The 23,364-nt window shown below is 40.7% G+C and carries 22 protein-coding genes; 6 read left to right on the forward strand and 16 right to left on the reverse strand.

Features of this window, described 5'->3' with window-relative positions; genetic code table 11:
• Positions 1 to 2: 2 nt before the first annotated feature.
• From H8S37_RS14885 to H8S37_RS14910, 6 genes are all read right to left on the reverse strand, one after another.
• Positions 3 to 821: a pseudouridine synthase gene (locus H8S37_RS14885; RefSeq protein ID WP_186876862.1), complete on the reverse strand. Its 819-nt coding sequence runs from the start codon at positions 819 to 821 to the stop codon at positions 3 to 5.
• On the reverse strand, positions 814 to 1,974 hold the full coding sequence (locus tag H8S37_RS14890) for a DHHW family protein (protein WP_186876863.1): 1,161 nt from the start codon (positions 1,972 to 1,974) through the stop codon (positions 814 to 816). Before H8S37_RS14890 ends, H8S37_RS14885 begins: the two co-directional genes overlap by 8 nt.
• A gap of 8 nt (positions 1,975 to 1,982) precedes the next feature.
• Entirely contained in the window at positions 1,983 to 3,395 is a 1,413-nt protein-coding gene (locus H8S37_RS14895; protein WP_186876864.1) for an MBOAT family O-acyltransferase, read from the reverse strand.
• Between the two features lie 25 nt (positions 3,396 to 3,420).
• A complete protein-coding gene (locus H8S37_RS14900; protein ID WP_186876865.1) occupies positions 3,421 to 3,906 on the reverse strand; it encodes a DUF4358 domain-containing protein in 486 nt (161 codons plus the stop codon).
• Entirely contained in the window at positions 3,903 to 4,649 is a 747-nt protein-coding gene (locus tag H8S37_RS14905) for a GDSL-type esterase/lipase family protein (protein WP_186876866.1), read from the reverse strand. The genes H8S37_RS14900 and H8S37_RS14905 overlap by 4 nt, the downstream gene beginning before the upstream one ends.
• Positions 4,650 to 4,771: 122 nt before the next feature.
• Entirely contained in the window at positions 4,772 to 5,455 is a 684-nt protein-coding gene (locus H8S37_RS14910) for a GntR family transcriptional regulator (protein WP_186876867.1), read from the reverse strand.
• Between the two features lie 213 nt (positions 5,456 to 5,668).
• On the opposite strand from H8S37_RS14910, the gene H8S37_RS14915 reads away from it, so the two are divergent.
• Positions 5,669 to 6,514, forward strand: coding sequence for a MurR/RpiR family transcriptional regulator (locus H8S37_RS14915; RefSeq protein ID WP_186876868.1), 846 nt, complete (start codon positions 5,669 to 5,671; stop codon positions 6,512 to 6,514).
• A 145-nt stretch (positions 6,515 to 6,659) separates the two neighbouring features.
• Here H8S37_RS14915 and H8S37_RS14920 read toward each other — a convergent pair whose 3' ends face one another.
• From H8S37_RS14920 to H8S37_RS14940, 5 genes are read right to left on the reverse strand one after another with little or no spacing between them, the layout of a single operon-like run.
• A complete protein-coding gene (locus H8S37_RS14920; RefSeq protein WP_186876869.1) occupies positions 6,660 to 7,874 on the reverse strand; it encodes a M20 family metallopeptidase in 1,215 nt (404 codons plus the stop codon).
• Positions 7,875 to 7,908: 34 nt separating this feature from the next.
• Positions 7,909 to 9,072, reverse strand: a complete 1,164-nt coding sequence (locus H8S37_RS14925) for a M20 family metallopeptidase (RefSeq protein WP_186876870.1) — start codon at positions 9,070 to 9,072, stop codon at positions 7,909 to 7,911.
• Between the two features lie 27 nt (positions 9,073 to 9,099).
• Positions 9,100 to 9,564, reverse strand: coding sequence for a hypothetical protein (locus tag H8S37_RS14930; RefSeq protein WP_186876871.1), 465 nt, complete (start codon positions 9,562 to 9,564; stop codon positions 9,100 to 9,102).
• Between the two features lie 2 nt (positions 9,565 to 9,566).
• Positions 9,567 to 10,436: a DUF3100 domain-containing protein gene (locus H8S37_RS14935; protein WP_243207216.1), complete on the reverse strand. Its 870-nt coding sequence runs from the start codon at positions 10,434 to 10,436 to the stop codon at positions 9,567 to 9,569.
• 55 nt (positions 10,437 to 10,491) lie between these two features.
• Entirely contained in the window at positions 10,492 to 11,613 is a 1,122-nt protein-coding gene (locus tag H8S37_RS14940) for a tyramine oxidase subunit B (RefSeq protein WP_186876872.1), read from the reverse strand.
• A gap of 357 nt (positions 11,614 to 11,970) precedes the next feature.
• Between H8S37_RS14940 and H8S37_RS14945 the strand changes: the two genes are divergently transcribed.
• The 4 genes from H8S37_RS14945 to H8S37_RS14960 all read left to right on the forward strand — a co-directional run bounded on the left by H8S37_RS14945 (position 11,971) and on the right by H8S37_RS14960 (position 16,746).
• Positions 11,971 to 13,374, forward strand: a complete 1,404-nt coding sequence (locus tag H8S37_RS14945) for a glycerate kinase type-2 family protein (RefSeq protein ID WP_186876873.1) — start codon at positions 11,971 to 11,973, stop codon at positions 13,372 to 13,374.
• A gap of 4 nt (positions 13,375 to 13,378) precedes the next feature.
• Positions 13,379 to 14,653 (forward strand): phosphopyruvate hydratase, encoded by a 1,275-nt coding sequence (eno, locus tag H8S37_RS14950; RefSeq protein WP_186876874.1) that lies wholly within the window; start codon positions 13,379 to 13,381, stop codon positions 14,651 to 14,653.
• 196 nt (positions 14,654 to 14,849) lie between these two features.
• Entirely contained in the window at positions 14,850 to 16,121 is a 1,272-nt protein-coding gene (locus H8S37_RS14955) for a Glu/Leu/Phe/Val family dehydrogenase (protein WP_186876875.1), read from the forward strand.
• 139 nt (positions 16,122 to 16,260) lie between these two features.
• The gene (locus tag H8S37_RS14960) at positions 16,261 to 16,746 is read left to right on the forward strand and encodes a DUF5721 family protein (RefSeq protein WP_186876876.1); all 486 of its coding nucleotides are present in this window, start codon (positions 16,261 to 16,263) and stop codon (positions 16,744 to 16,746) included.
• Positions 16,747 to 16,912: 166 nt separating this feature from the next.
• Here the strand turns inward: H8S37_RS14960 and tsf are convergent, their stop codons facing one another.
• A complete protein-coding gene (gene tsf, locus H8S37_RS14965; RefSeq protein WP_186876877.1) occupies positions 16,913 to 17,848 on the reverse strand; it encodes a translation elongation factor Ts in 936 nt (311 codons plus the stop codon).
• Between the two features lie 89 nt (positions 17,849 to 17,937).
• Positions 17,938 to 18,705, reverse strand: a complete 768-nt coding sequence (rpsB, locus tag H8S37_RS14970; protein WP_186876878.1) for a 30S ribosomal protein S2 — start codon at positions 18,703 to 18,705, stop codon at positions 17,938 to 17,940.
• A 383-nt stretch (positions 18,706 to 19,088) separates the two neighbouring features.
• Here rpsB and H8S37_RS14975 point away from each other — a divergent pair, with 383 nt between their 5' ends.
• Positions 19,089 to 19,460: a VOC family protein gene (locus tag H8S37_RS14975; protein ID WP_186876879.1), complete on the forward strand. Its 372-nt coding sequence runs from the start codon at positions 19,089 to 19,091 to the stop codon at positions 19,458 to 19,460.
• A 380-nt stretch (positions 19,461 to 19,840) separates the two neighbouring features.
• On the opposite strand, the gene H8S37_RS14980 is transcribed toward H8S37_RS14975, so the two are convergent.
• The 3 genes from H8S37_RS14980 to H8S37_RS14990 all read right to left on the reverse strand — a co-directional run bounded on the left by H8S37_RS14980 (position 19,841) and on the right by H8S37_RS14990 (position 23,363).
• On the reverse strand, positions 19,841 to 20,914 hold the full coding sequence (locus H8S37_RS14980) for a coiled-coil domain-containing protein (RefSeq protein WP_186876880.1): 1,074 nt from the start codon (positions 20,912 to 20,914) through the stop codon (positions 19,841 to 19,843).
• Between the two features lie 356 nt (positions 20,915 to 21,270).
• On the reverse strand, positions 21,271 to 22,197 hold the full coding sequence (locus H8S37_RS14985; RefSeq protein ID WP_186876881.1) for a CPBP family intramembrane glutamic endopeptidase: 927 nt from the start codon (positions 22,195 to 22,197) through the stop codon (positions 21,271 to 21,273).
• Positions 22,194 to 23,363, reverse strand: a complete 1,170-nt coding sequence (locus tag H8S37_RS14990; RefSeq protein ID WP_186876882.1) for an alanyl-tRNA editing protein — start codon at positions 23,361 to 23,363, stop codon at positions 22,194 to 22,196. Before H8S37_RS14990 ends, H8S37_RS14985 begins: the two co-directional genes overlap by 4 nt.
• Position 23,364: the final 1 nt, after the last annotated feature.

Below are 23,364 nucleotides of genomic sequence, written 5' to 3' on the forward strand. Positions count from 1 at the left end.
TTTTATTCTCCACAATTTTCCTCCTGCCTGTCTGAATTTCTCCTTCTCTGCCTGTTCTGTTTATTTTGTACCGGTTCATTTGAGGAGCCTTTCAGCAATTCATACAGCTCGTTTAATTCGCAGTCTGTAAGCTTTCGGTATTCTCCTTCTTTTAACTTTCCCACATGGATATTCATTACCCGCACTCTGAACAAATCTTTTACTTTATATCCCAATGCTTCACACATTCGCCGTATTTGCCTGTTCAGTCCCTGGGTCAGCACAACGGAAAATGTATATTTGCCAATCTGCTCTACTTTACATGGCCTTGTCACAGTACCTAATATATGCACGCCATTCCCCATTGCATTAAGAAATTCTGGTGTAATCTCCTTATCTACCGTCACCTTATATTCCTTTTCATGAAAATTTCCCGCACGCATCATTTTATTGATAATGTCCCCATTATTCGTCATCAGAAGCAGACCTCTTGAGTCCTTGTCCAGTCTCCCGATATATGTTATGCGGATCGGATAATTTAAAAAACGCACAATGCTGTTGTGTTCTCTTTTTTCCTCTGTACATACAATTCCCGCAGGCTTATTCACTGCCAGCACAACCATCTCGTCCTGCCTGGAAACTACTTTTTTTCCTACTTTCACTGTCTGCCCCGGAACAATCTTCATTCCCGTCACAGCGCGTTTCCCGTCTACACTCACGAGCCCGCTCTCAATCAATTTGTCTGCCTCGCGCCTGGAACATACTCCTGCTTCGCTTAAATATTTGTTCAGACGGACGGGTTCTTTTTTCATGTGAAACTCTTGTTTTATCCGATTACTCACCTGTAAACACTCCGCTCATACTATTGTCTGTAAAGAACGTATTCCCGCTATATAAAAACATTACATCTGTTATCCGGTAATTTTCCATAATATCCTGGATATTTCCACCGTAGTATCTTGGATCTACAAGGATAATTTCTCTGAAATACGGTGTCAGAAACTGTACAAAACAGTTTGCAAAGGAATCCTTTACAAGCAGCAGTCTTCTGTCACTTGAAGACACGGTTTTAATATCAATAACAGAGGAATTTCCGCCTAAATATACTCCATACTTGTCTCTTGTCTCTAATTTAGAAGAATCATAAATCGATGTAGTTCTACGCTGCTCGTCCACATAATTTACAATGACATCATTGTCCTCGTCCTTTGGGACATAGATATCAATCGTTTCTTTTACATTCAGGTTTACTCCACTTTTGGATGCAAGTGTACCATTAAAACTGTCTGTCACCGGATGTGCAACAAATCCACTCGAAAATTCCTCATTGATATCCAGTTCCTTTGCCGCCTCCTGGAAGGTATAAAATGCTCCTAGCGCCGTCCAATGCGGATCCGTCTTGTAATATATTTTCTCCGACTTATGCTTATCTAATACAGAAACCGCATCTATCCAGGTCACAGAATCACCCAAGTCCTTTTTTACCTGATTGATAAGCTGTGTCTGATCCTCCACGGGTGCAAATGCCGGCAGCTTATCATTTAAAACGTTTGCTGCATCTGGAACAAGAAGCATAGAAACAGGAAGATCTGGATAAGCTTTCGTAAATGTCTGAATTGCCTCCATGTTCGCGCGCAGATTTTCCTTGTCTGGTACTTCTATGCTCTCCATAAGCTGATTACTTTTCCCGATTAACACCCCGTTTTCTTCCCTGCTTCCACCAAGACGATCGAAGAAAACTTTCACACTTCTCCACGCATTACGGCCTGCAAACTGATCCGACAGATAACTTTCATAACTCTCCATAAAGTTCCCGTTGGTCACACTACTCCAGTTCAGCTTTGGCTTCTTCGTCAGCATCCTGTTTTCTTCTTCTGACATTTCATTATCTGGAACCAAAATATTAAGAATCATAATAAAAAACAGACACAGGATAAATATGAGCCCTATCAAGTTTTCTATTCTGCCCTTCTTTTTTCTGTTCTTTTCACTCATACTCTCACCTAAAATCTAAAATATAAAAACGGATTAAATGTGTCAGTCACCAAAAACGCCACGGAAAGGAAAAACATTCCGATATACACTACCACCGCGGCAGTCATTCTCACACGTACATGAACAAACGCGCCGATTATCCGATTTATGATACGCATCCCCAATGCTGTACATCCGATAAGCGCCAACAAATACAGCAGCCAGTGTGTATACAGCAAAAAAACTGCCTGTCCATCGATAAACCCTGAAGCTCCGATCCCGAACATCATTCCTAGATATTCAAACGCATATCCCAGGCTCGGACTAAAGAAAAACACCCAGCCAATTAAAACCAGCACCATTGCATAGATATGCCGTGCCACACTGGGAAGTCGATCTAAAACAGCTCCCCACACATATTTTTCTAAAATTAAAAGAACACCATAGTATACTCCCCACAGAAAAAAGTTCCATGCTGCTCCATGCCACAGTCCGGTCAGCATCCATACAATCAAAAGATTCAATATATGGCGTGACGCACTGCACCGATTCCCCCCAAGTGGGATATAGACATATTCCCGAAACCATGTGCTTAGAGAAATATGCCACCGTCTCCAAAACTCGGTTATACTCCTGGAAATATAAGGATAATTGAAGTTCCTGCGAAATTCAAATCCAAACATTTTTCCTAATCCTACCGCCATGTCAGAATACCCGCTAAAATCAAAATATATCTGAAGCGCATAGGAAATACATCCCAGCCAGGCTGTCAATACACTAAAACTGCCGATTTGCATCGCCGTTATTTCTTCAAAAATCTGCCCAACCATATTGGCTATTATTACTTTTTTTGCAAGCCCCCGAATAAAATACAGAGCTCCCTGGCCTAACTTCCGCCCTGAAACTATACGATTCTCTAACTGCTCTTCAATATCTACATAACGGACAATCGGTCCTGCTATCAGCTGCGGAAACATACTGATATAAAGTGCAAAATATAAGATATTTTTCTGCGGTTTTACGTTTCCCCAATATACGTCTACAATATAGGACAGCGCCTGAAATGTATAAAATGAAATTCCAATAGGAAGCGGAAGCTCCCGGTATGGTATATCGACCGGAATTACTGCATTGATGCTGTCCATCAAAAAACCATAATATTTAAAAAAACCAAGCAGAAGAAGATTCATCGTCACGGTGAAAATCAAACTGCGTCTGGCTTTCCCTATATCTTCTTTCTTTGCTTCTACATCCTGCCCACAGAAATAATTCAGCAAAATGGAGAGCAGCATCAGAATAATATAAACCGGTTCCCCCCAGGCATAGAAAAAAATGCTTGCGAAAAGCATCACAATGTTTCTAAACTTCTTAGGAACAATATAATAAACTGCCATCGTGACAGGCAGAAACATAAACAAAAATGTAATACTGCTGAATAACATCCGCTGTTTCCTCTCTACTTCAACCTTACAGACTCTTATTAAATGCCTCTTTGTATTCCTGTGCTTTGGGAGCAACCGCCAGAAATACATAATTTCCTCTTACACTGCGCTGCGCATCATCGAGAAGTTTTACCTCTTCTGGAACATACCCTTCAAATTCGTTCTTCTTTTCTGCTAAATATTCGTCTATCGCGTCTGACACATCCTGTACCTGGTCATTTTCTTTTACCTTTATTACCAGAACCTCCTCTGCAGACATAGCAGACTCGGAAGAATATAAAAGAACCCCTTCATAATCCGCGCTGTTTAATCCATAATATCGTTTCAGAGCCTGTCCATCCATTTTCGTAAGATTGGCTGTATCTAATGCCTGCTCTACTTCCTTCGCCACTTCTGCAAAGGGTCTGTTACTTCCACTTGTATATACCATAAGCAAAGCGATATATAAAAGAATAATCACTAATACAATATACTTCATTACTTGATTGATTCCCGGCCTGTCTGTTCTCATAAAGATGCCACCTCCGCCATACGGGCAGCCCAAACTGGATAAAACTCCGGCTTAAAATGTACACCATCCTCTTCATAATACTCAGGTGATACCAGTTTTGTGTTATCAATATAAGCAATCTGCCGTTCATCACACAGCTTGGACAATGCCTGATTATACTCTTCCAGATTCTTAAATGCCGGCTCTTTTTCAATTTCCTGTTCCTGAACAGGAAAAATCGAATTCACAAATATTTTTGTATCCGGCAGTTTCTCCTCCAGCTTGTCAAGCAGTGCAGAATACTGCTCTATAAATTCTTCGGTATCCCCCTGCGTAGCAATGATGTCATTCATTCCATAGGCAAGAAAAATAACCTGCGGATTCAACTTGACCATCTGTTCTATCTGTTCGTCCAATTCATCTAACTCTACCCCAATCTTTGAAACTACACTGGACGCATTTAAAACATCATATTCTGTAAACCCCTCTGTTATCGAATCTCCCATCACAACTGCGCTGGAAAAAATCTCTTTTGGGCTTCGTGCATCCTCCTGTGCATTTTCTTTATCTTCTAGCTGCTGAATCTTAGTCTCTATCGTTTTGATATCTGCCAATTCTGCTCTCTTTATAATCTCCATTCCCTCATCCGTATTCACCTTTGTAGAGGTAACATGGGTAATTACTTCTGCTAATATAAATATGGCAATCAGAAGCGCAATAATGGCAATACAAATATAAACGCCTCTTCTTCTATGTTTTTTCATCTACGTTCCCTTTTCTTATATTTATGCATACATATTTAATCATACTTTTTTTATATACAAAAGTCAATGTCTGGCTGTCATAAAAACGCCTCGGCCGCATTACCAGCCAAGGCGTTTTCTTATCATTGACCTTCTTTTTCCTTTTTGTTGAGCTCCCGAATCAAAAGAGCCGTCCTATCCCAATGTTCCTTCACCAAAACAGACGCTGAATATTCATCTTTCATTTCCAAAGCCTGAATGATTTTCTCATGCTCCCGAATAGAGTCCTCCAATGGGGTGTCTCTGAAAAAGCCATATTCCAGTCTCTGTATATGTATCCACAATACGTCACAGAAATCCATAATATACTCATTTCCCGCCGCCTCCAAAATACAGCAGTGAAATTCTTTATCCGCTTTTAATATTGGCATTGGCTTGTCCTGTTCTTTGACACACTCTGTAAATACGTCACTGAGCGTTTTCAAACGCCTGATATGTGCAGGAGTGATTTTCTCAACAGCAAGTTTAATCGCTAACTGTTGCAGTATCGCCATTGGCAGATACCATTTCTCAATATCCTCTGTCTCAATCTCTGTGACAAGCGTCGCTTTACCCGGATAGGATTTCACCAATTTCTGCGCTTCCAGAAGCTGCAATGCCTCCCTGACCGGTGTTCTGCTTATATTAAAGTATTCAGCAATCTCTACATCTGAAACCTTCTCTCCCGGCTTGAACTGACCTTCAATAATCCAATCCTTCACAGTCTCATATACCTTCTGTTTAGCGGAAGTTCTCTCAAAAGGTATTTCCTGATTTGGCAATGGCATATTAGCACCCCGCTTTCTATACTAGAATCATACCAGAATTTCCCCTTACAATCCAGGCTTTTTAAAATTTTCATGCTATAATGCTCCCTACATTTTATTTTTCTCTTTACATTCATCTGAAATCTGCCTGTCCCTTTAACCGCTTACATTGACATGTTTATCTGCTCAATGTTAAAATATAAGAAATCATTTTGCAGAAAACGAGGAGAGTATATGTCTAATTTTTTACAGGATTTAAGTACGCATTACAATATGTTTACACGTTCTCAAAAAATCATCGCTGATTATCTTAGTGAAAATTTAAATGATATCGCTTTCTGTACTTTAGAAGAACTTGCAGAAAAGATAGATGTCAGTACAACTACGATAATCCGTTTTTCCAGGGCTCTTGGGTATACCGGTTACTCAGAAATGCAAAAAGATATCCAAAGCAATATCCAGACAAAAGTAGGACTGCCGGAACGTTTATCCAGTCAGAAATTTTATCCGGATAACACGCTGCTCTCTGATTCTTTCCAGAATGATATTCACAATATCCAGCATACAATGGCAACCCAGAACAACGAAGATTTGCAGGCGGTGATCCATCTAATTTCCAATGCACCCAATGTCTATATTCTTGGGATGAGAAGTTCTTTTTCCATCTCTTATTATCTTGCCTCTCGGTTAAGTGAAATCCGCGAGAATGTTCGTCTTATCCAGTCCGTCGGAATGCTCTACCCAGAGGAAATTGTCAGCGCAAAAGAGGGCGATGTCTGTATTGCATATTTATTTCCGCGTTATTCTAAATTAAGTACCACTATTCTTTCCTGGCTAAAAAATGAAGGAGTAAAAATCATTTTGTTTACCAGTCAAAACTATAGTGCTGTTCAAGGATACGGTGATATTATTCTCCCTTGTTCTATCGCCAGCCTGACTTATAAAAACTCTTATGCTGCACCGTTGAGTCTTTCCAATTATCTGATTACTGCAATTACACAGAAAAACTTCGATGAGTCGCAAAGACTCCTAAAAAAGACAGAATCGATACTTAATCAGGGATTTTATTTAGGGTTGTAAAACATTTAATAATCCTTAAAATACTTCTTTTTATAGATGTTTTACTGCACTTATCTATTTATACAATTTAAGACCAAATGAAAAAATCTGGAAGTGAAGGATTCCCTGAACTTCCAGATTTTTAGATGCTTTAATTTATATATATCTACAGAAGAATTCTACGTGCCAAATTGCTGATAACCGCCAAGTTTTCTTCTATAGAATCGCATAATACGTATTCATCTGCCTGGTGAGCGCCATATCCGGCTGCCCCATAGGACATTCCGTTTCCGCAGCCTGTGCTTCCATCGACAACACCACTGTCTGTATATCCTGTTATCATAATTGGTGTAAGGTCGTCTCCTGTAACCTCTTTGCATGACTCTCTTAGTTTTGCAAGCAAGAATGAATCGTCATTTTGCAGTACAAATGGACGTTTTGCGATTACTTTATAAGAACCTGACGAACCCGGTACTCTAGCCGTTCCTGCTGCGATTGCATCTTCTACCAGTTTGTATGATCCTTCTGTTGTCAACGGCGGAGATAAGCGCATATCTATTGTAATCGTACAGCTTTCCGCAACGATGTTTGTATTGTTTCCTCCATTGATCGTGCCAAAGCATACACTTGGTTTTCCCATAAGTGGATCTGGAGCATAGGATTCAATTCTGTTGCGTATCTCCAACACCACTTCTGCCATTGCAATAATCGCATCTACACCCGTAGACGGCATACTTCCATGTGCCGGTTTTCCCTTTGTGGTAATTTCAAACCATGTTTTTCCTTTATGTGCCATTGCGACAAATTGTCTTGCCCCGTCTTCTATTTTGTTTGCAGCCATACTCTTCATTACTCTGACTGCATTCGTGGGTTCTGTATCTAAAACAAGACTATCTTTGTCAGCCACACCTAAAGCCACCAATCTGTCAGCACCTTTCATAACATCTTCCTCATCTCCGGTTGCCACAAATATAAAATCATATTTCGGAGCTGTTCCCTTTTTCCTGCACTCATTTTCAAAATCACGGAAAGCTATCATCGCAGCAGCTAGACCACACTTCATGTCACAAGACCCGCGCCCATATAATTTATTTCCTTCAATCTCTCCTCCAAAGGGATCTTTTGTCCAGCCATTTCCAACAGGAACTGTATCCATATGTGCAAGATATAACAAATTAGGATGCTGTGCTTCCCCTTTTAATTTTGCCATTACATTAAAACGTCCATCTTCAAACTCATCTCTGATAATTTCTGCTTTTGTATACTTTTTCAGCCATTCCTCTACAAAAAGACTAATCTCCCCCTCGAATGTTCCTACATTCGTACTTTCAATCTGTACAAGTTTCTGGGTAAGTGCTACTACTTCTGATATATTTTTCATATTTCTTCTCCTTTTTTCTGCTATCCTATTATTTTTACAACAATAACCGTTTTGCCAAATCAAATACAACATCATGTGCTTGCAAAATTGTATCACAATCTACATATTCATCTGCCTGATGGAAATTCCCTCCATTCACTCCATACGACATCCCATTTCCACAGCCTGTGCTGCCGTCAACCACTCCGCTGTCTGTATAGGCTGTTGTAACAGAAGGAGCGGGCTTTCTTCCTGTAACCGCAAAGCATGATTCCTGCAAATTTTTTAACAATACAGATTTTTCATTAATTAAAACATACGGTCTCTTCGCAATCACTTTATATGTGCCAGTTGCACCCGGTACTCTGGCTGTTCCTGCTGCAATTGCATCCTCAATCAATTTATAGGATCCTTCAGTCGTCAAAGGCGGCGACAATCTCATATCAATCGTTATCGTACAACTTTCTGCGACGATGTTCGTATTATTCCCTCCATTAATTGTTCCAAAGCATACACTTGGTTTTCCCATCACTGCGTCTGGCTCAAACGCATCAATTCTGTTGCGTATTTCTAAAATCACTTCTGACATTGCTATAATCGCATCTATACCGGTAGAAGGCATACTTCCATGTGCCGGCTTCCCTTTTGTAGTAATTTCAAACCATGTCTTTCCCTTGTGCCCCATCATAATCTCTCCGTTTGTCGGCTCTGTATCCAGCACCAAGGTATCCTTATTCGCAATCTTTAATTCTACAAGCCGATCTGCTCCCTTCATAACATCCTCTTCATCTCCGGTTGCCACAAACGTAAAATCCATATTGGGAATAACATTTTCTTTTCTGCAATAATTTTCTATGTCACGGAAAACAAGCATCGCAATCGCTACCCCGGCTTTCATATCGCAGGCTCCCCGTCCATACATCTTATTTCCTTCTATCTCTGCTCCAAAGGGATCCTTTGTCCAGCCCTCTCCGATAGGAACTGTGTCCATATGTGCAAGGCATAAAAAATTAGGATGGGCTACTTTGCCTTTGATGGTCGCCAAGACATTAAATCTTCCCGGCTCAAATTCATCTCTTGTAATTTCAGCCTTTGTATTGTTTTTCAACCAATTATATATAAATCGACTTACTTCTCCTTCAAAAGTACCTACATTCGTACTTTCTATCCTGACTAATTCCTGTGTCAACCGAATTGCTTCTTTTTCATCATACTGCATGACTTCTACCTCCTGAACAAAAGAATATTAAAACAACCGCAATCCTATCTCTGCGATTAAACCAGAGAAAAAGAAAGTTCCCAGCATAGCGATACATCCGATAATTACAGCCCTCCAGCCAAGACGTTTAAAGGATTTCCAATCCCGCCCTATAGCTACTCCGGCATATGCGAGAATTGCCGGAACAATCGCACTTAGTTCTATTTTGTTCGTGTACATTATTACAGCATCTGAAAAAGGAAAAATAGGTGCTCCCGAAAGCATTGCTATGATTACAACCCATAAAGTACCCGGAATTTTTGGAAAAACTGCTCCCAAGATCATCCCTACAGTGCCCAAAGCAATCAAAATAATGATTCCAGGAATCGCATCAACTATTCCGGTGTCATATCCTATAAAATTACACACTATCGTAATAATTCCGATAATTATAAAACACAAAAGCCAGTTTAAAATTTGTTTTGCTGTAATCTTTTTCTTTATTGCTTCCATAACTATTTCTCCCCTTTCTCAGCTTTTACTGCCTTTCGCCTTGTCAATAGTGCATAACATTTCTCTGTAATTGGAAGTGCTAAGAAAAGTGACAGATAAAAAGCAAGCAGGCCAGAAATCACATTCGATATCATAGCAAATCCAGTTAATTGTGATTCTAATTCAGGAAATTTAGCAATAAGAACAGTCAGTCCTGATGTCATCATTGCAGTGCTTCCACATCCTACTGCCATCGCTGTTGCTTCTGGAGAAAACCATCCAAAATCAACAAATAATCCTGGAATCATTCCAAAAAATACTGGTCCGAAAATAGTGCCTACAATATAACAAGCCATTACACCTTGAAATTCTTTGCTCTTAGCTCCATATTTATCTGTAATAATGGCTATACCAGGTTCTCTGCTCAATGCGAATGAAAGCCCCACTGCTTCACGTTTACAACCTAGTAGAATCGCAACAGGAAGTGCCAGAAATATCGTCCCGAGATTTCCAATATTCTGAATTACCAAAATTGCACTCGCAGACATGATAGAAGCCAATCCAGGAATCATAGTAACTCCCATTTTTACGCATAAAAACATGACTGCCAGCATAAGAAGCGGAGAAGATTCTTCAGACTGTTTTGTAGAAATAAATTTAATTGGTTTAATTAAGTAAAGAGCCAGGCCAAACACCATAGCATATATCAAAGGCATCAACATAAGGCTGACCGGCCCAATAGGAATATTAATAATTCCTATTTTTTGAGCCACTACAGCGCATACAAACATAGCAATATGTAACTTCCAGTCTTTCCATAGTTCTGTCGGTTCCATTTCTTTTTCATTTTCATTTACAACTATGTTTTCTTCTTTTACGTTGTTGTCATTCATAAACTCCCTCCATTCCTTTTAGAGAAAAAGTACATAAAAAGTTCCTCCCATGTAGTTATTTCTGATACGGGTCATCCCATAAAGTCAGCATAGTTCCAATGCCATTTTCAACAGCGGTCTTATACAAATCATAGCCAAGTCCGACATCAAAAGTAGCCATACCGCAGGCAACAAACGTAACTCTCTCAAAATCGTTTTGTCTGCCGGGCTTTTCCCCAAGAATAACTTCACCAATACTCGTAGAATTTGCCAACGGCGGCATCTTGCCGGCATCAATCAAAGTATAAATAGGACCGCCGATCACCCCTTTGTAATATCCGGCAATGTCGCCGGACTCAACAGCTTCCTGGACATAAGCTTCATGTAAGCGTACATTGTCATAAATCAGTTTGCTACGCATCCAGAAAGAATCATCTGTCTGCATAGGCCCGGTAATAAGTACAGTCACACCCTCCTTCATCCATTCATCTTTTACATACAGAGGTTTTAATCTGGAAGCAGCAACAGTTATTACATCAGCTTCTTTGACGGCGGCTTCTAAGTCAAGAATCACTTCGCCGTCAATGCCAAGCTCCTGCTTCTCCCAATCAAGAAATTTTTTAGCGGCAGCTTCAAAAATATCATAGCAGATAACTTTTTTCAAATTCGGAAGCTGCGTAGCGATGGAACGTAAGCAGGAACGGTTAATCTGCCCGCAGCCTAAAACTGTGATGACCTCTGAATCCTTTCTTGCCAGGTGTCTGGCAGCAACGCCCGGAACAGCTCCCGTACGTGCCGCACTGAGCAAATTAGCGGACATAAATGCGAGAGGCTCACCGGTATCTTTGTCGTTCAAAGTAACAGTAAGAACAGACCTGGGCAGCCCTTTTTTGGGATTTTCTGCATTGGATCCATACCATTTATTTCCGCAAACATCAAACCTTCCCCCTAAGTAAGCAGGCATAGCAACAAACCTTCTGTCCGGACCTGCCACAGGCATATTCGGAAATGGACTTTCTTTCGGGAAAACAAGGCCCAGTCCATGGCTATTGTGATTGCTTCCCCCCATAAGATAATCTCCTTTACTTAACAGAGTAAAAACCTCTTCTGCATTATCAATACATTTTTCTGCATTAAGAACACCTGCTTCTATTGTGTCTTTTTCTGATAGATAAAGAAATTCTGTTTTATGTGCCATTTATTTTCTCCTTTCATCTTTTATTACAGCACTTACTTATAAGTATCTGTTACATTTTACGCACATTTTTCATTTAACTTTTGTTCCTAATGTTTTATTTAATACATTTATACTATTATAATATATTGCATATGTCAATATTTTCGGTATATTTATTATTTTTTCATTTATTTTCACAATATTTTTGTGCATTTTTTGGTATTTTTCACTATTTATTTTTTATTTTCCCTTTCTTTATTGACATATATAATATATCGCATTATTATAAAAGTACATTTTAATACATTTTTATTTTTTATTTCTCTCTTAATGTTCTATTTAATACTATTCATATTGGAAGTAAAGGGGATTTTTATTATGAATAAAATCAAAAATTATGATACCCTTGTTTCTCACGGAGACACTCTATCCAGAAAGATTGTGCTGGATATTACGAACCGCACACTTGCACGCCTGGATGCATATCAACGTATCAAAAGTATTATGTGTTTAGATAGCGATATATTGCATATCGGTTTAAAATCATGGGATCTTTCCAAGAAAAAACATGTGTATCTCTTAGGAGCAGGAAAAGCATGCAATCATATGGCAATGGCAGTAGACGAGATCCTGGGCGATCGGTTGACCAAAGGTATTGCCATAGTAAAAGTAGCAGAAGAAACAGATCATTTCCAAAATACAGACGTCTACGTCGGCGGACATCCGCTGCCAAATCAGGCGGGTTATGAGGCTTGCTTAAAAATCCTGGATCTGGTAGATCATGCCGGTCCTGATGATTTGTTTATCGTCGTTATAAGTGGAGGCAGTTCCGCACTTATGAGCTGCCCTATTGAAGGTATCACTCTGGAGGATGAGATCAAGACGACAGACGTTATGCTTAAATCCGGTGCCGGCATTTATGAAATCAATGCAATCCGCCGTCATATCTCGGCAATGAACGGAGGTATGCTTGCAAAGCGGATTCAAAACGTAGGCGCTGAATTAATCGGTTTTGGTATCAGCGATGCCGTTGGAAATCCGGCCACAGGGGATATTGGCGTTCCTTATGAAAAATATGCCAGCACACCAATGGGGCCTGACAAAACAACCCTGGAAGACGCGCGCAGGGTTATTCGGGACTATAATGTAGCGGATCGTCTTCCTAAGAGTGTTGTCGACTATTTGATGCATGTAGGGCCGGAAGGGGAGACCCCAAAAGAGTTTCCGGATAATACGTATTATTTGCTGAACACGCTGCCGGATTCCTGTATTTATGCAAAGGAAATCGCTGAAGAAATGGGGATTCCCGCTATCATACTCACTTCTTTCCTGGAAGGTGAGAGTAAGGATGCCGGCTCTTTCTTTGCCTCTATAGCCAGAGAAGTACAGGCATATGGAAATCCTATCAAGCCGCCTTGCGTCATTTTAAGTTCGGGTGAGACAACGACACAGATACTAGATAATCGCCTCATAACTGGACATGGCGGACCTGGACAGGAGCTGACTTTAAGCTTCGCTATTCTCGCTGCCAAAACAAAAGGCGCCTGCATGCTTTCTATTGACTCAGAAGGAACAGACGGCACTACTCCTGTGGCAGGAGGTATCTGTGATTCTACCAGCTATCAAATGGCGCTGGAAAAAGGCGTGGATATATACGGCGCTTTGCGTGGGCATGCATGTTATGAAGCCTTGTCAGAGATGAACGATGCTGTATTTACCGGAAACACCGGTACGAACCTGTGTGATTTCAATGTACTATATATTCCAAAATTGGAGGACTGACACTATGAATTCTAAAATTAAATCTGTCCACGCGCGCCAGATTGTAGACTGCAAATGCCGTCCTATGGTAGAAGTAGACGTGGTAACGGAGGACGGCTGTTTAGGACGGGGATGTGCTCCTACCGGTTCGTCTGTCGGTATGTTCGAATCCTGCGTACTGCGTGACAACAATCCGGATGAATATCATGGATTAAGTGTACATAAAGCTGTGGACAATGTAAACAATATCATTGCACCGGCGCTGATTGGCAAAGATGTAACCCGCCAAAAAGAGCTTGATCAGATTATGATTGATTTGGACGGAACACCGGATAAAAGGAATTTAGGTGGAAATACAATCTATTCTACTTCCATCGCTCTTTTTCGGGCTGCTGCAAAGGCTTCTCATCAAACTTTGTATAATTATATTGCAGGCGGCTCTATACAAACTGTACCTGTACCAAGCTTTAACGTCATTAACGGCGGGCACTACGAAAATTTGACACAGCCCTTTAACGAATTTATCATTATGCCTTACGGAGCTTCTAGTATTTACGAAGCAGTTGAAATGGGAATCAACACTTTTCAGGAGCTGGAAAAAGTCATTACAAGCTATCTGGGATACAAACCTGTTGTAGCGCCTTCCTATGGTTACGCCTCCCCAAGCGAGGATCCGGAGGTCAACTTAAATCTGATGTCCGAAGCCATTGAAAACTGCGGATATACTGGAAGAATTGGTTTCGCCTTTGACTGTGCTTCCAGTGAAATGTATGATCGTCAAACCAATACCTATCTCCTGAAGGGCGATCGGGTATCCGCAGACACCTTGATCTCTTATGTTAAAAAATTGACTGAAAAATTTCCTTTTGTATTCATTGAGGATTTATTGGACGAAGAAGACTGGGAATCTTATCCAAAAGCACATAAAGAAATGACTTGTACCAATCTCCTCGGAGATGATTTTATTGTCACGAATTTAGAAAGACTAAAAAGAGCTTATGAATGTAATGCCCTGGATGGTTTTATCCTAAAGCCCAATCAAGTCGGAACTATCACAGAAGCTCTGAACACTTATGAATTCGCAAAAGCGCATAATCTAATTGCTACTCCTTCCGGAAGATCCGGAGGAGTCATCGGAGATGTTGTCATGGATCTTGCTGTAGGACTACAGGTGGGATTCATCAAAAACGGCGCTCCCCGGTCAGGAGAACGCATTGATAAACTAAATTTCCTTATGCGCGCCTGCGATCTTACGCCGGGATGTGCACTTGCGGATATCTCTCCTTTATTAAAATTTTAAACCATTGTATTTACTTCCTATATTTGAATACCTGTATTATGTATGCCCAAGGCGCCTCCTTTCAGTCACCCTGCTTTGGGTATACTCCAGGAAAACACTCCTTTACGTATTCAAATATTCTTATTTTTATCTTTTACAATATATTGCATATTTTATATTTCAAATATACTTAGTTTTATAGAAAGAAGGAAAATAAATGAATACATCATCTACAAAATACAATCCTTATGATAATGTGATTTCTACTGTCAGGCATGCTGCATCCATCCTGGGTTATACTCCCAGTGATTATGAAGCCGTCCTCCATCCAGAACGGGAGTTAAAGGTTTCTATACCTGTCCGCATGGACGATGGCAGTGTACGTGTTTTTGAAGGCTATCGCATACAGCACTCCACTTCCAGAGGCCCTGCAAAAGGCGGAATCCGTTATCATCAAGATGTAAGTATTGATGAAGTCAAGGCACTTGCAGCGTGGATGACCTTCAAATGTGCAGTCGTAAATATACCATATGGCGGAGGAAAGGGGGGAATTATTTGCAATCCCTCCGAATTATCCGATGCAGAAATCCGTCGACTTACCCGTCGTTTTACAGCCATGATCGCTCCCATTATCGGCCCTGAGCAGGATATTCCTGCCCCGGATGTCGGCACAAACGCAAATGTCATGGGTTGGATAATGGATACATACAGCATGCTCAAAGGGCACTGTGTTCCCGGTGTTGTCACGGGAAAGCCCCTGGAACTGGGCGGAGCTTTAGGAAGAAGCGAAGCGACCGGACGGGGTGTTATGATCACCTCCCTCAATGCTCTGCGCGCCTTACAAATTCCGATAAGTGGAACAACGGCGGTTGTACAGGGAATGGGAAATGTAGGAAGCATATCAGCAAAGCTCCTGCATATGGCCGGCATGAAAATCATTGGCGTAAGCGATGTTTCCGGCGGCCTTTTCTGCGAAAGCGGTTTGGACATTCCGGAGATCATCCGTTATCTGTCTGCCGACAGAGGAAACCTTCTAAAAGACTATGAGAAAGAAAACGTAAAACATATCACAAATAAAGAGCTGCTGGAGCTTAACACCACCCTTCTTGTCCCCGCAGCTTTGGAAAACCAAATTAATGCTGACAACGCGGACAGAATCCATGCCAGGGTAATCGTAGAAGGCGCCAACGGCCCGACTTCAATAGAAGCGGATGAAATCCTGAAAAAGAGGGGAATTGTACTGGTTCCCGACATTCTGGCAAACGCTGGCGGTGTTGTTGTTTCTTACTTTGAGTGGGTACAAAATATTCAGTCCGTAAGCTGGAGTGAAGAGCATGTCAATGAACAGTTAAAAGCAATTATGGATCAAGCTTTTAAATCTGTATGGGATATATCTGAAGAAAAGCATACTACCTTACGTACTGGGGCTTATCTTATTGCCGTAAAACGGGTAGTAGACGCTAAAAACCTGCGTGGTATCTGGCCGTAAAAACCTACAGGAAGAGTCTCTTTATTCATTCGCAGTGATTTACCGGATTTCCTTTTACGTCCTCCCTGTAATGTGCTATACTTATAATTAAGCCATTCGGCTTCACATATCTGAATGAACGCACCCTGGGAGGTTTTCCATGATTGCACTAAAGCTGAATCACACAAAAGAATTTATGAGCCAGATGCTTTTATCTGATACATTTGATAATTTTCTTTTTATAGAAGGCAGAATTGTAACTTTCAATACATTTACCATTGACGGGTACATCCAAAAAGCTTTTTTTGAATCTGCAGAAGAACTTCCGCAGTACTCTTCCTGGAAGAATGTACGGGAATATTGTTTTTCTCTCATTAAAGGGAAACGTACTCCACTTTCTTTCCACTTTATCCTCTGCCTGTCTCCGAAAAACACCGCCTTCCTGATTGAAGAGAATCACCTGGACTTTCAGCCGGAATCGGTACAAGGACTGTATTTAAATTTAAAATACGACGGAAGTGCCCTGACCTGCATTACAGGTACCTCCCTTCATATTTTTACTATGGATAAATCTCTGGAACATGCATGGGACTGCTATTTGCAAAAATTTTTTTCACAGAAGAATATTTCTTTTGACCTTGCCTAAAAAACAGAACCTTTTCTATTGATATGCTTTCTTTTAGGAAGATAAGTAAACGAATAAAGTGCGGTTTCATATTAAGAAACCGCACTTTGTCTATATCAGTATGAATTTAGAAAATTGAAGCAAGAGAATCTATAGAACAATAAATTTTGTTTTGCTTCTGAGAATCTTATTTTCCCATCTGTGCAGCTACTTCTTCTGCAAAATTCTCCTGTTTCTTTTCCAGTCCTTCGCCTGTCTCAAAACGTACAAACTTCTTCACTGTCACATTCGCATTGTTTTCTTTTGCAACTTTCTCCACATATTTCGCAACAGTCAGATCACTATCCTGAACATATACCTGATCTAACAGGCAGATTTCCTTTAACTCTTTGTTCAAACGTCCAATGATCATTTTCTCAATGATATTGTCCGGCTTTGGTTTGCTGCTCTCTTCGTTTTCTTTCTTAGCAGCCGCAAGAAGAATCTCTTTCTCATGATCCATATATTCCTGAGATACTTCATCACGGGATACATATTTCGGATACATAGCCGCTACCTGCATAGCTACATTTTTCAGACAATTCTTGATTTCATCGTTCACAACATCTGTATCCGCCTCTACCAGAACACCGATACGTCCGCCTCCATGAATGTAGGAAACCACACATCCATTATCTGCAACTACCTTTTCGAATCTTCTAATATTTAAGTTTTCACCGATTACGGCTACTTTTTCTACCAATGCATCTTTTACCGTCTTAGATGGTTCTGCTGCCCATGCCTCTGCCATAAACGCATCCATATCGGCCGCATCAGAATCTGCCGCCTGATTGACAACTGCTTCTACAAAATTCTGGAATTCTTCATTTTTTGCAACAAAGTCTGTCTCTGAATTTACTTCTACAATTGCAGCTACTTTATCTTCTTTCACAACTGCTTTAACAATGCCTTCCGCTGCAATTCTTCCAGCTTTTTTCTCAGCCTTTGCCTGTCCGTTTTTTCTTAAGAATTCAACTGCCGCATCCATATCGCCATTCGTTTCTGTAAGAGCTTTCTTACAGTCCATCATTCCTGCACCAGTCATTTCCCTTAATTCTTTTACCATTCCTGCTGTAATTGCCATTCTTATTTCCTCCGTTTCATCATTTTCTTGTCTCTTCAAAAAATGCTTCAACCTGTCTTCTCAGGCTGAAGCATCCCCGTTCAAAATTATTAAGCTTCCACAGTTTCTTCAGCTTCTTCTGTTTCTACTGCTACTTCTTCAGCTTCTTCGTAATACTCTTCTTCTGCACCGGCTTCTCCCTGGTTTGCCTCAATTACTGCATCTGCCATCTTAGAAACAATCAATTTTACGGCTCTGATAGCATCATCATTTCCAGGAATTACATAGTCCAGTTCTTCCGGATCGCAGTTTGTATCACAGATTCCAATCAACGGAATTCCCAGTGTGTGCGCTTCCTGTACGCAGATTCTTTCTTTCTTCGGATCTACGATAAAGATAGCATCTGGGATTCTCTTCATTTCTTTGATTCCGCCGAGGTTTTTCTCAAGCTTCGCCCATTCTTTTTTCAGTGCAATAACTTCCTTCTTAGGAAGAACATCAAATGTTCCGTCCTCTGACATTCTCTCAATTTCTTTCAAACGCATCACTCTGCTCTGAATAGTTTTGAAGTTTGTCAGCATACCACCTAACCATCTCTCATTTACGTAGAACATTCCACAACGCTCTGCTTCTGTTTTAATTGCATCCTGCGCCTGTTTCTTTGTTCCTACGAAAAGGATGGTTCCGCCTTCTGCCGCGATATCTGCTACCGCTTTATATGCGTCATCTACCATTCCCACAGATTTCTGCAGATCAATGATATAGATGCCATTTCTTTCCGTGTAAATATATGGAGCCATCTTAGGGTTCCATCTTCTTGTCTGATGTCCAAAATGTACACCAGCTTCCAAAAGTTGTTTCATTGAAATAACGCTCATGTTTCTTTCCTCCATTGGTTTTTTACTTCCGCATGTTTTTTCACTTCTGAGACCGTACCATATCTATGCAAAAAGATTACTTTATTCTATAATCTCTTTTCATGTATATAGTCTTAGGCACCTTCAAAAAGTATCCACACGCGTGTTTTTTTGCAACATTGGTAGTATATCATAGAAAAATAGCGAATGCAAGGGATTTTCCTTCATTTCTCCTCCTACTTTCGTTTTTCAATTATTTGTGTTATCCTGTAAGGGCAGCAATATTAATTCAACAATATGTATTAATTAAAACTCAAACAAATACATGTTAGAATTATAAAGTTTAGGATATATTCTTTGCCCCTTTACTGGATTTGCTGTAGAAATTATTATGGAGGTAAAAAATGAAATTTACATTTGCACACAATAATTTGAATGTCTATGAACTTCAGAAATCTCTGGATTTTTACAAGGAAGCACTGGGACTTACCGTAACACATGAAAAAGAGGCAGATGACAACAGTTTTAAGCTCGTATACTTAGGAGATGGTGAAACACCGCATCTTCTCGAGCTTACGTGGCTTAGAGATATGAATCGCGCATATAATCTGGGAGATAATGAAATTCATCTTGCTTTTCGTACAGATGATTTTGACGCTGCATATAAAAAGCATAAAGAGATGGGCTGTATCTGTTTTGAAAACCCTAAAATGGGAATTTATTTTATATCCGATCCAGATGGATATTGGCTGGAAATCATTCCTTCCAATGAATAGCAACATAAAAATTAATATAACAGGAACGTTAGCGTCAGTGTACAAGGGGCAATACGCCTCAAACCGCGTAATTTCGGCGATTTTCAGCGTTATCCTCAATCGGCGTACGTCCAGTACGCCTCAATCGTCTGCCTTGAAAAGCGCCGAAATTTCTGCGGTTGAGGTCTGAGAGTCGTGAAGAGACAAATTTAAGCCTCTTTTAGGCACTTGAACGACGCGTACAAAGACGTACGCGGAGTGAAAGCAACGACAAAGCGGCTTAAATTTGTCCTTCATCGACCGTATTGCCCCTTGTACACTGACGCTATATATGTTGAAAACCTCTGCGATACTTTCATACCGCAGAGGTTCTTTCTTTTGTATTCTATATAAATTTTTCTTTAGTACCGCACATAAATCATACCGCCTTGAACGGGTCCGATAATAACACCAACTCCTTCAGTGGCTGCATGAATCATCTGTCCGCCGCCTATGTATATTCCACAATGATCCGCGTTTACACATACATCTCCCGGCTGCGGATCACTCACCTGCGGCCATCCCAAGAATGTGTATGTAGTTCCCAGTCTCGTATAACTTCCTGTCAAGCAGTAACTTACAAATCCCGAACAATCAAATGCACCCGGACGACATGCTCCCCATTCATAAGCTGCTCCAAGCTGGCTGTAAGCACGATCTACAATGGCATTTCCAGTACTCGAGTCATACGATGGCGGCGTCCAACTGCTTCCGCCGCTGTCACTACCTCCGCCATTGTCTGTCGGCGTGTTCTGACTTCCATTATTTCCGCCGCCGTTATTATTTGCCGCTTCTTCCGCTGCCTGCTTTGCCGCTGCTTCTTCCGCCGCTTTCTTTGCTGCTTCCTGAATCATAGCATCTATGTTTTCTACTTCTGCGCTTTTAGAAGAAATTGTTGTATTCAGTGCTTCCTGCTGCGCTTGGTAATCGCTTTCCATACTCTGCAGGTTTTCCATCTCTGTCTCTAATGTATCCTGCAATGTTTCTACTTCCTGTACAGTAGCCGCATACTCTTCGAGCTGATCTCGGTCATAAGAATGTACTTTTTCTGCATATTCTGCCTGTGTCAACAGCTCAGAAATGCTTCCTGAAGAAAGTACTCTTTCAGCCGCCTGTCCGTCACCGGATTCATACATATATTTAATCCGGAGCTTCATGGCATCATACTGTTCCTGCTCTTTCTCCTGGGCAACCTCCAAGTCCTGCTCTGCCTGTGCAATCTCCTGCCCTTTGGAAATCAGATCTAACTCTAAATCATTCGCTTTTTGTATCAAAGTATTCAACTGTGACTGTAAATCACTTAATTCGCTTTCTGCCGCTGCTTTCTGGTTTTCTAAGCTCTCTGTGCTCTCAGGTTCTGCAAATACCGGCGTTACGACCAAAGAACAAGTCAAAGCTGTGGCAAGCGCCGCGCTATGTATCTTCTTCAATTTCATTCCTCACACCAATCCTTATATAGTATTATCTATGTCCCCACATATATGTTTCATCATACAACATTCAACAACGTTTTTCAACATAGTTTGCGAAAAAAACATATTTTACCACATGAATCTTTTCTTACTCTGCTTTTTTATTATGGTTACTCTGTAGATTTTGTGGGAATATGGAAAAATAGTATATTACATACTATGCATTATAATAAACCCTGCTTATAATTGCAACACCTTTTTAACATTTTTGTAATATTTCGCGTATCAGTTCAGCCATACAGTGTGGTTTTACGAATGGCGCGGGCTGTTACTATTTCACCACACAGTTATTTCTTATAGACAGTTTCCTTCGCCGTATTCTACCGGAACATGTCTGGTGTAATTTTATTTTCTGTCGGAGGTTCCTTGGGTTCTGGTTTCTCTTCTATTTTCTGAATCAACACATATACAACAGATGCAAAGAATGCGCTGAGTATAACCGCACACGCCATGCGAAACGGCTCTGCTGCCAGCCAGTTGAACACACCTGCTTCTGTAAAAATAAGCGATACCGTATTCATTATAATGTGGAGAAATACCGGTGCTAATATAGAACCATATTTTTCACAGACATACGCAAGAAACATACCCGTCACAAATCCATATATCATTTGTATCGTATTATTGTGAATCAGTGCAAACAAAAGCGCTGAATAGATCGCTGCCCTCGAAAAACTGTTGTTCTCTCTATACCGTTTAAATAATACGCCTCTAAACATCATTTCTTCCGCAAGAGGCGCTAAGATACCCAAACAAAGAATCTGTACCGGAAATCCCACCGCATACGCGATGGTCTGTGCTTCCTGATACTGCTCGCTGTAAAATGCAATCTCTGCCATTGCAGACAGACAAGTAAATCCCACACTAAATGCTGCTCCAAGAATAAGCAATTGAGGGTATTTACTCATTCCGGCCTTTTTATTTACAGGTACCTGATAGGTCTGTTCTAATTTTCTGTCTTTTCGGAATAAAAAAATAGTCATCGGCAACGTACACAATGCACATAAAGCTGCAATTTCCACCTGATGTTCTGCCATCACCGTAAGAACCTGATTTAACACTTCCGCGGCATCTTCCGTGGGAATAGACTGACTCCCCTCTTTCATACTGCTCGCCAGCAGCTGCGCCATATATGGAATCATCACAATCATTTCCACAATTGTCTGTACGGCCATCTCAATACCCATAAAAATCAAAAATGGACCGCATACACTCCAAAACGGACTTTTCCTATAAACACGGTTCATGCTTTTACGTTCCTCGCTTTCTCTTGGATCCACTGCCGAATTTCTGATGCTGTTCCTAAAACAGTACCCTGCACCATTTCTGGTCTGCCCCCGCCTTTTCCATCAAATTCTTCATGCATCTCTTTTGCAAGCTTACGAATATCAGAACACCTGCTTCCCATCACATAACGATAACCATCCCCGTCATTTCCAGTAAAAACCGCGCAGCATATTCTGTCCTGTTTTAGAATTAAATTCATCAAAAATCGAAGCGCATCTTGGTTTAAATCCTCTTCAAACAGACATACAACTTTTTCCTCTTCAGAAATCTCTTTTGCACGATAAGCCAGCAGTTTTCTTTCAAGCCCCGCACATTTTAATTTTTCCAGTGCATACTCTTCCTTTAAACGCTCAACCGCCTCTACGATTGTATTCTCTTTTGCGCAGAGCGCCGCAGAAATTTCTCTTGCATACGATTCTTTCCTTCCATAATCTGCAAGTGCTCGAAATCCACACAACATTCTTACACGGACACCGCCTTTATATCTCTGCACATTTGTCAGTTTTATCATCCCGATTTCTCCGGTTTTTTTCACGTGCGGAGCACAACAGGCACATACGTCATATCCAGGTACAGTCACAATTCTGACCTGTCCTTCAATCTCTATTTTGCTTCTGTATGCAAGACTTTCCAGAGTCTTTTTCGACGGATAGCTTACTTCTATATTCAGATTCTGTACAACCGCACGATTTGCTTCTTTTTCAATCTCACACAGTTCTTCTCTTGTAATTGCTCCGTCAAAATCCATTGTGCAATCTTCACTGCCCAAATGGAACCCCACATTGTTATAACCAAATTTTGTATGAACCAGCCCCGATACAATATGTTCCCCCGTATGCTGCTGCATTTTTACAAACCGTTCTTCCCAATCAATTTCTCCAAGTACACTGCTTCCTTTTAAAAGAGGGGTTTTTGTTATATGAAATATCTTTCCGTCCTTTTCCTTTACGTCCAACACAGTCACACCGTCCAATGTTCCGGTATCCGCATATTGGCCCCCACCCTCAGGAAAAAATGCCGTTCTGTCCAAGACGATCTTATACATTTCCCCGTCTTGTATACATTCTTGCACCTCTGCTGTAAATTCTTTTATATGGCTGTCGGTATAGAATAACTTTTCTGTCATT

The organism is Mediterraneibacter hominis (assembly GCF_014287475.1).
GTDB lineage: Bacteria > Bacillota > Clostridia > Lachnospirales > Lachnospiraceae > Mediterraneibacter > Mediterraneibacter hominis.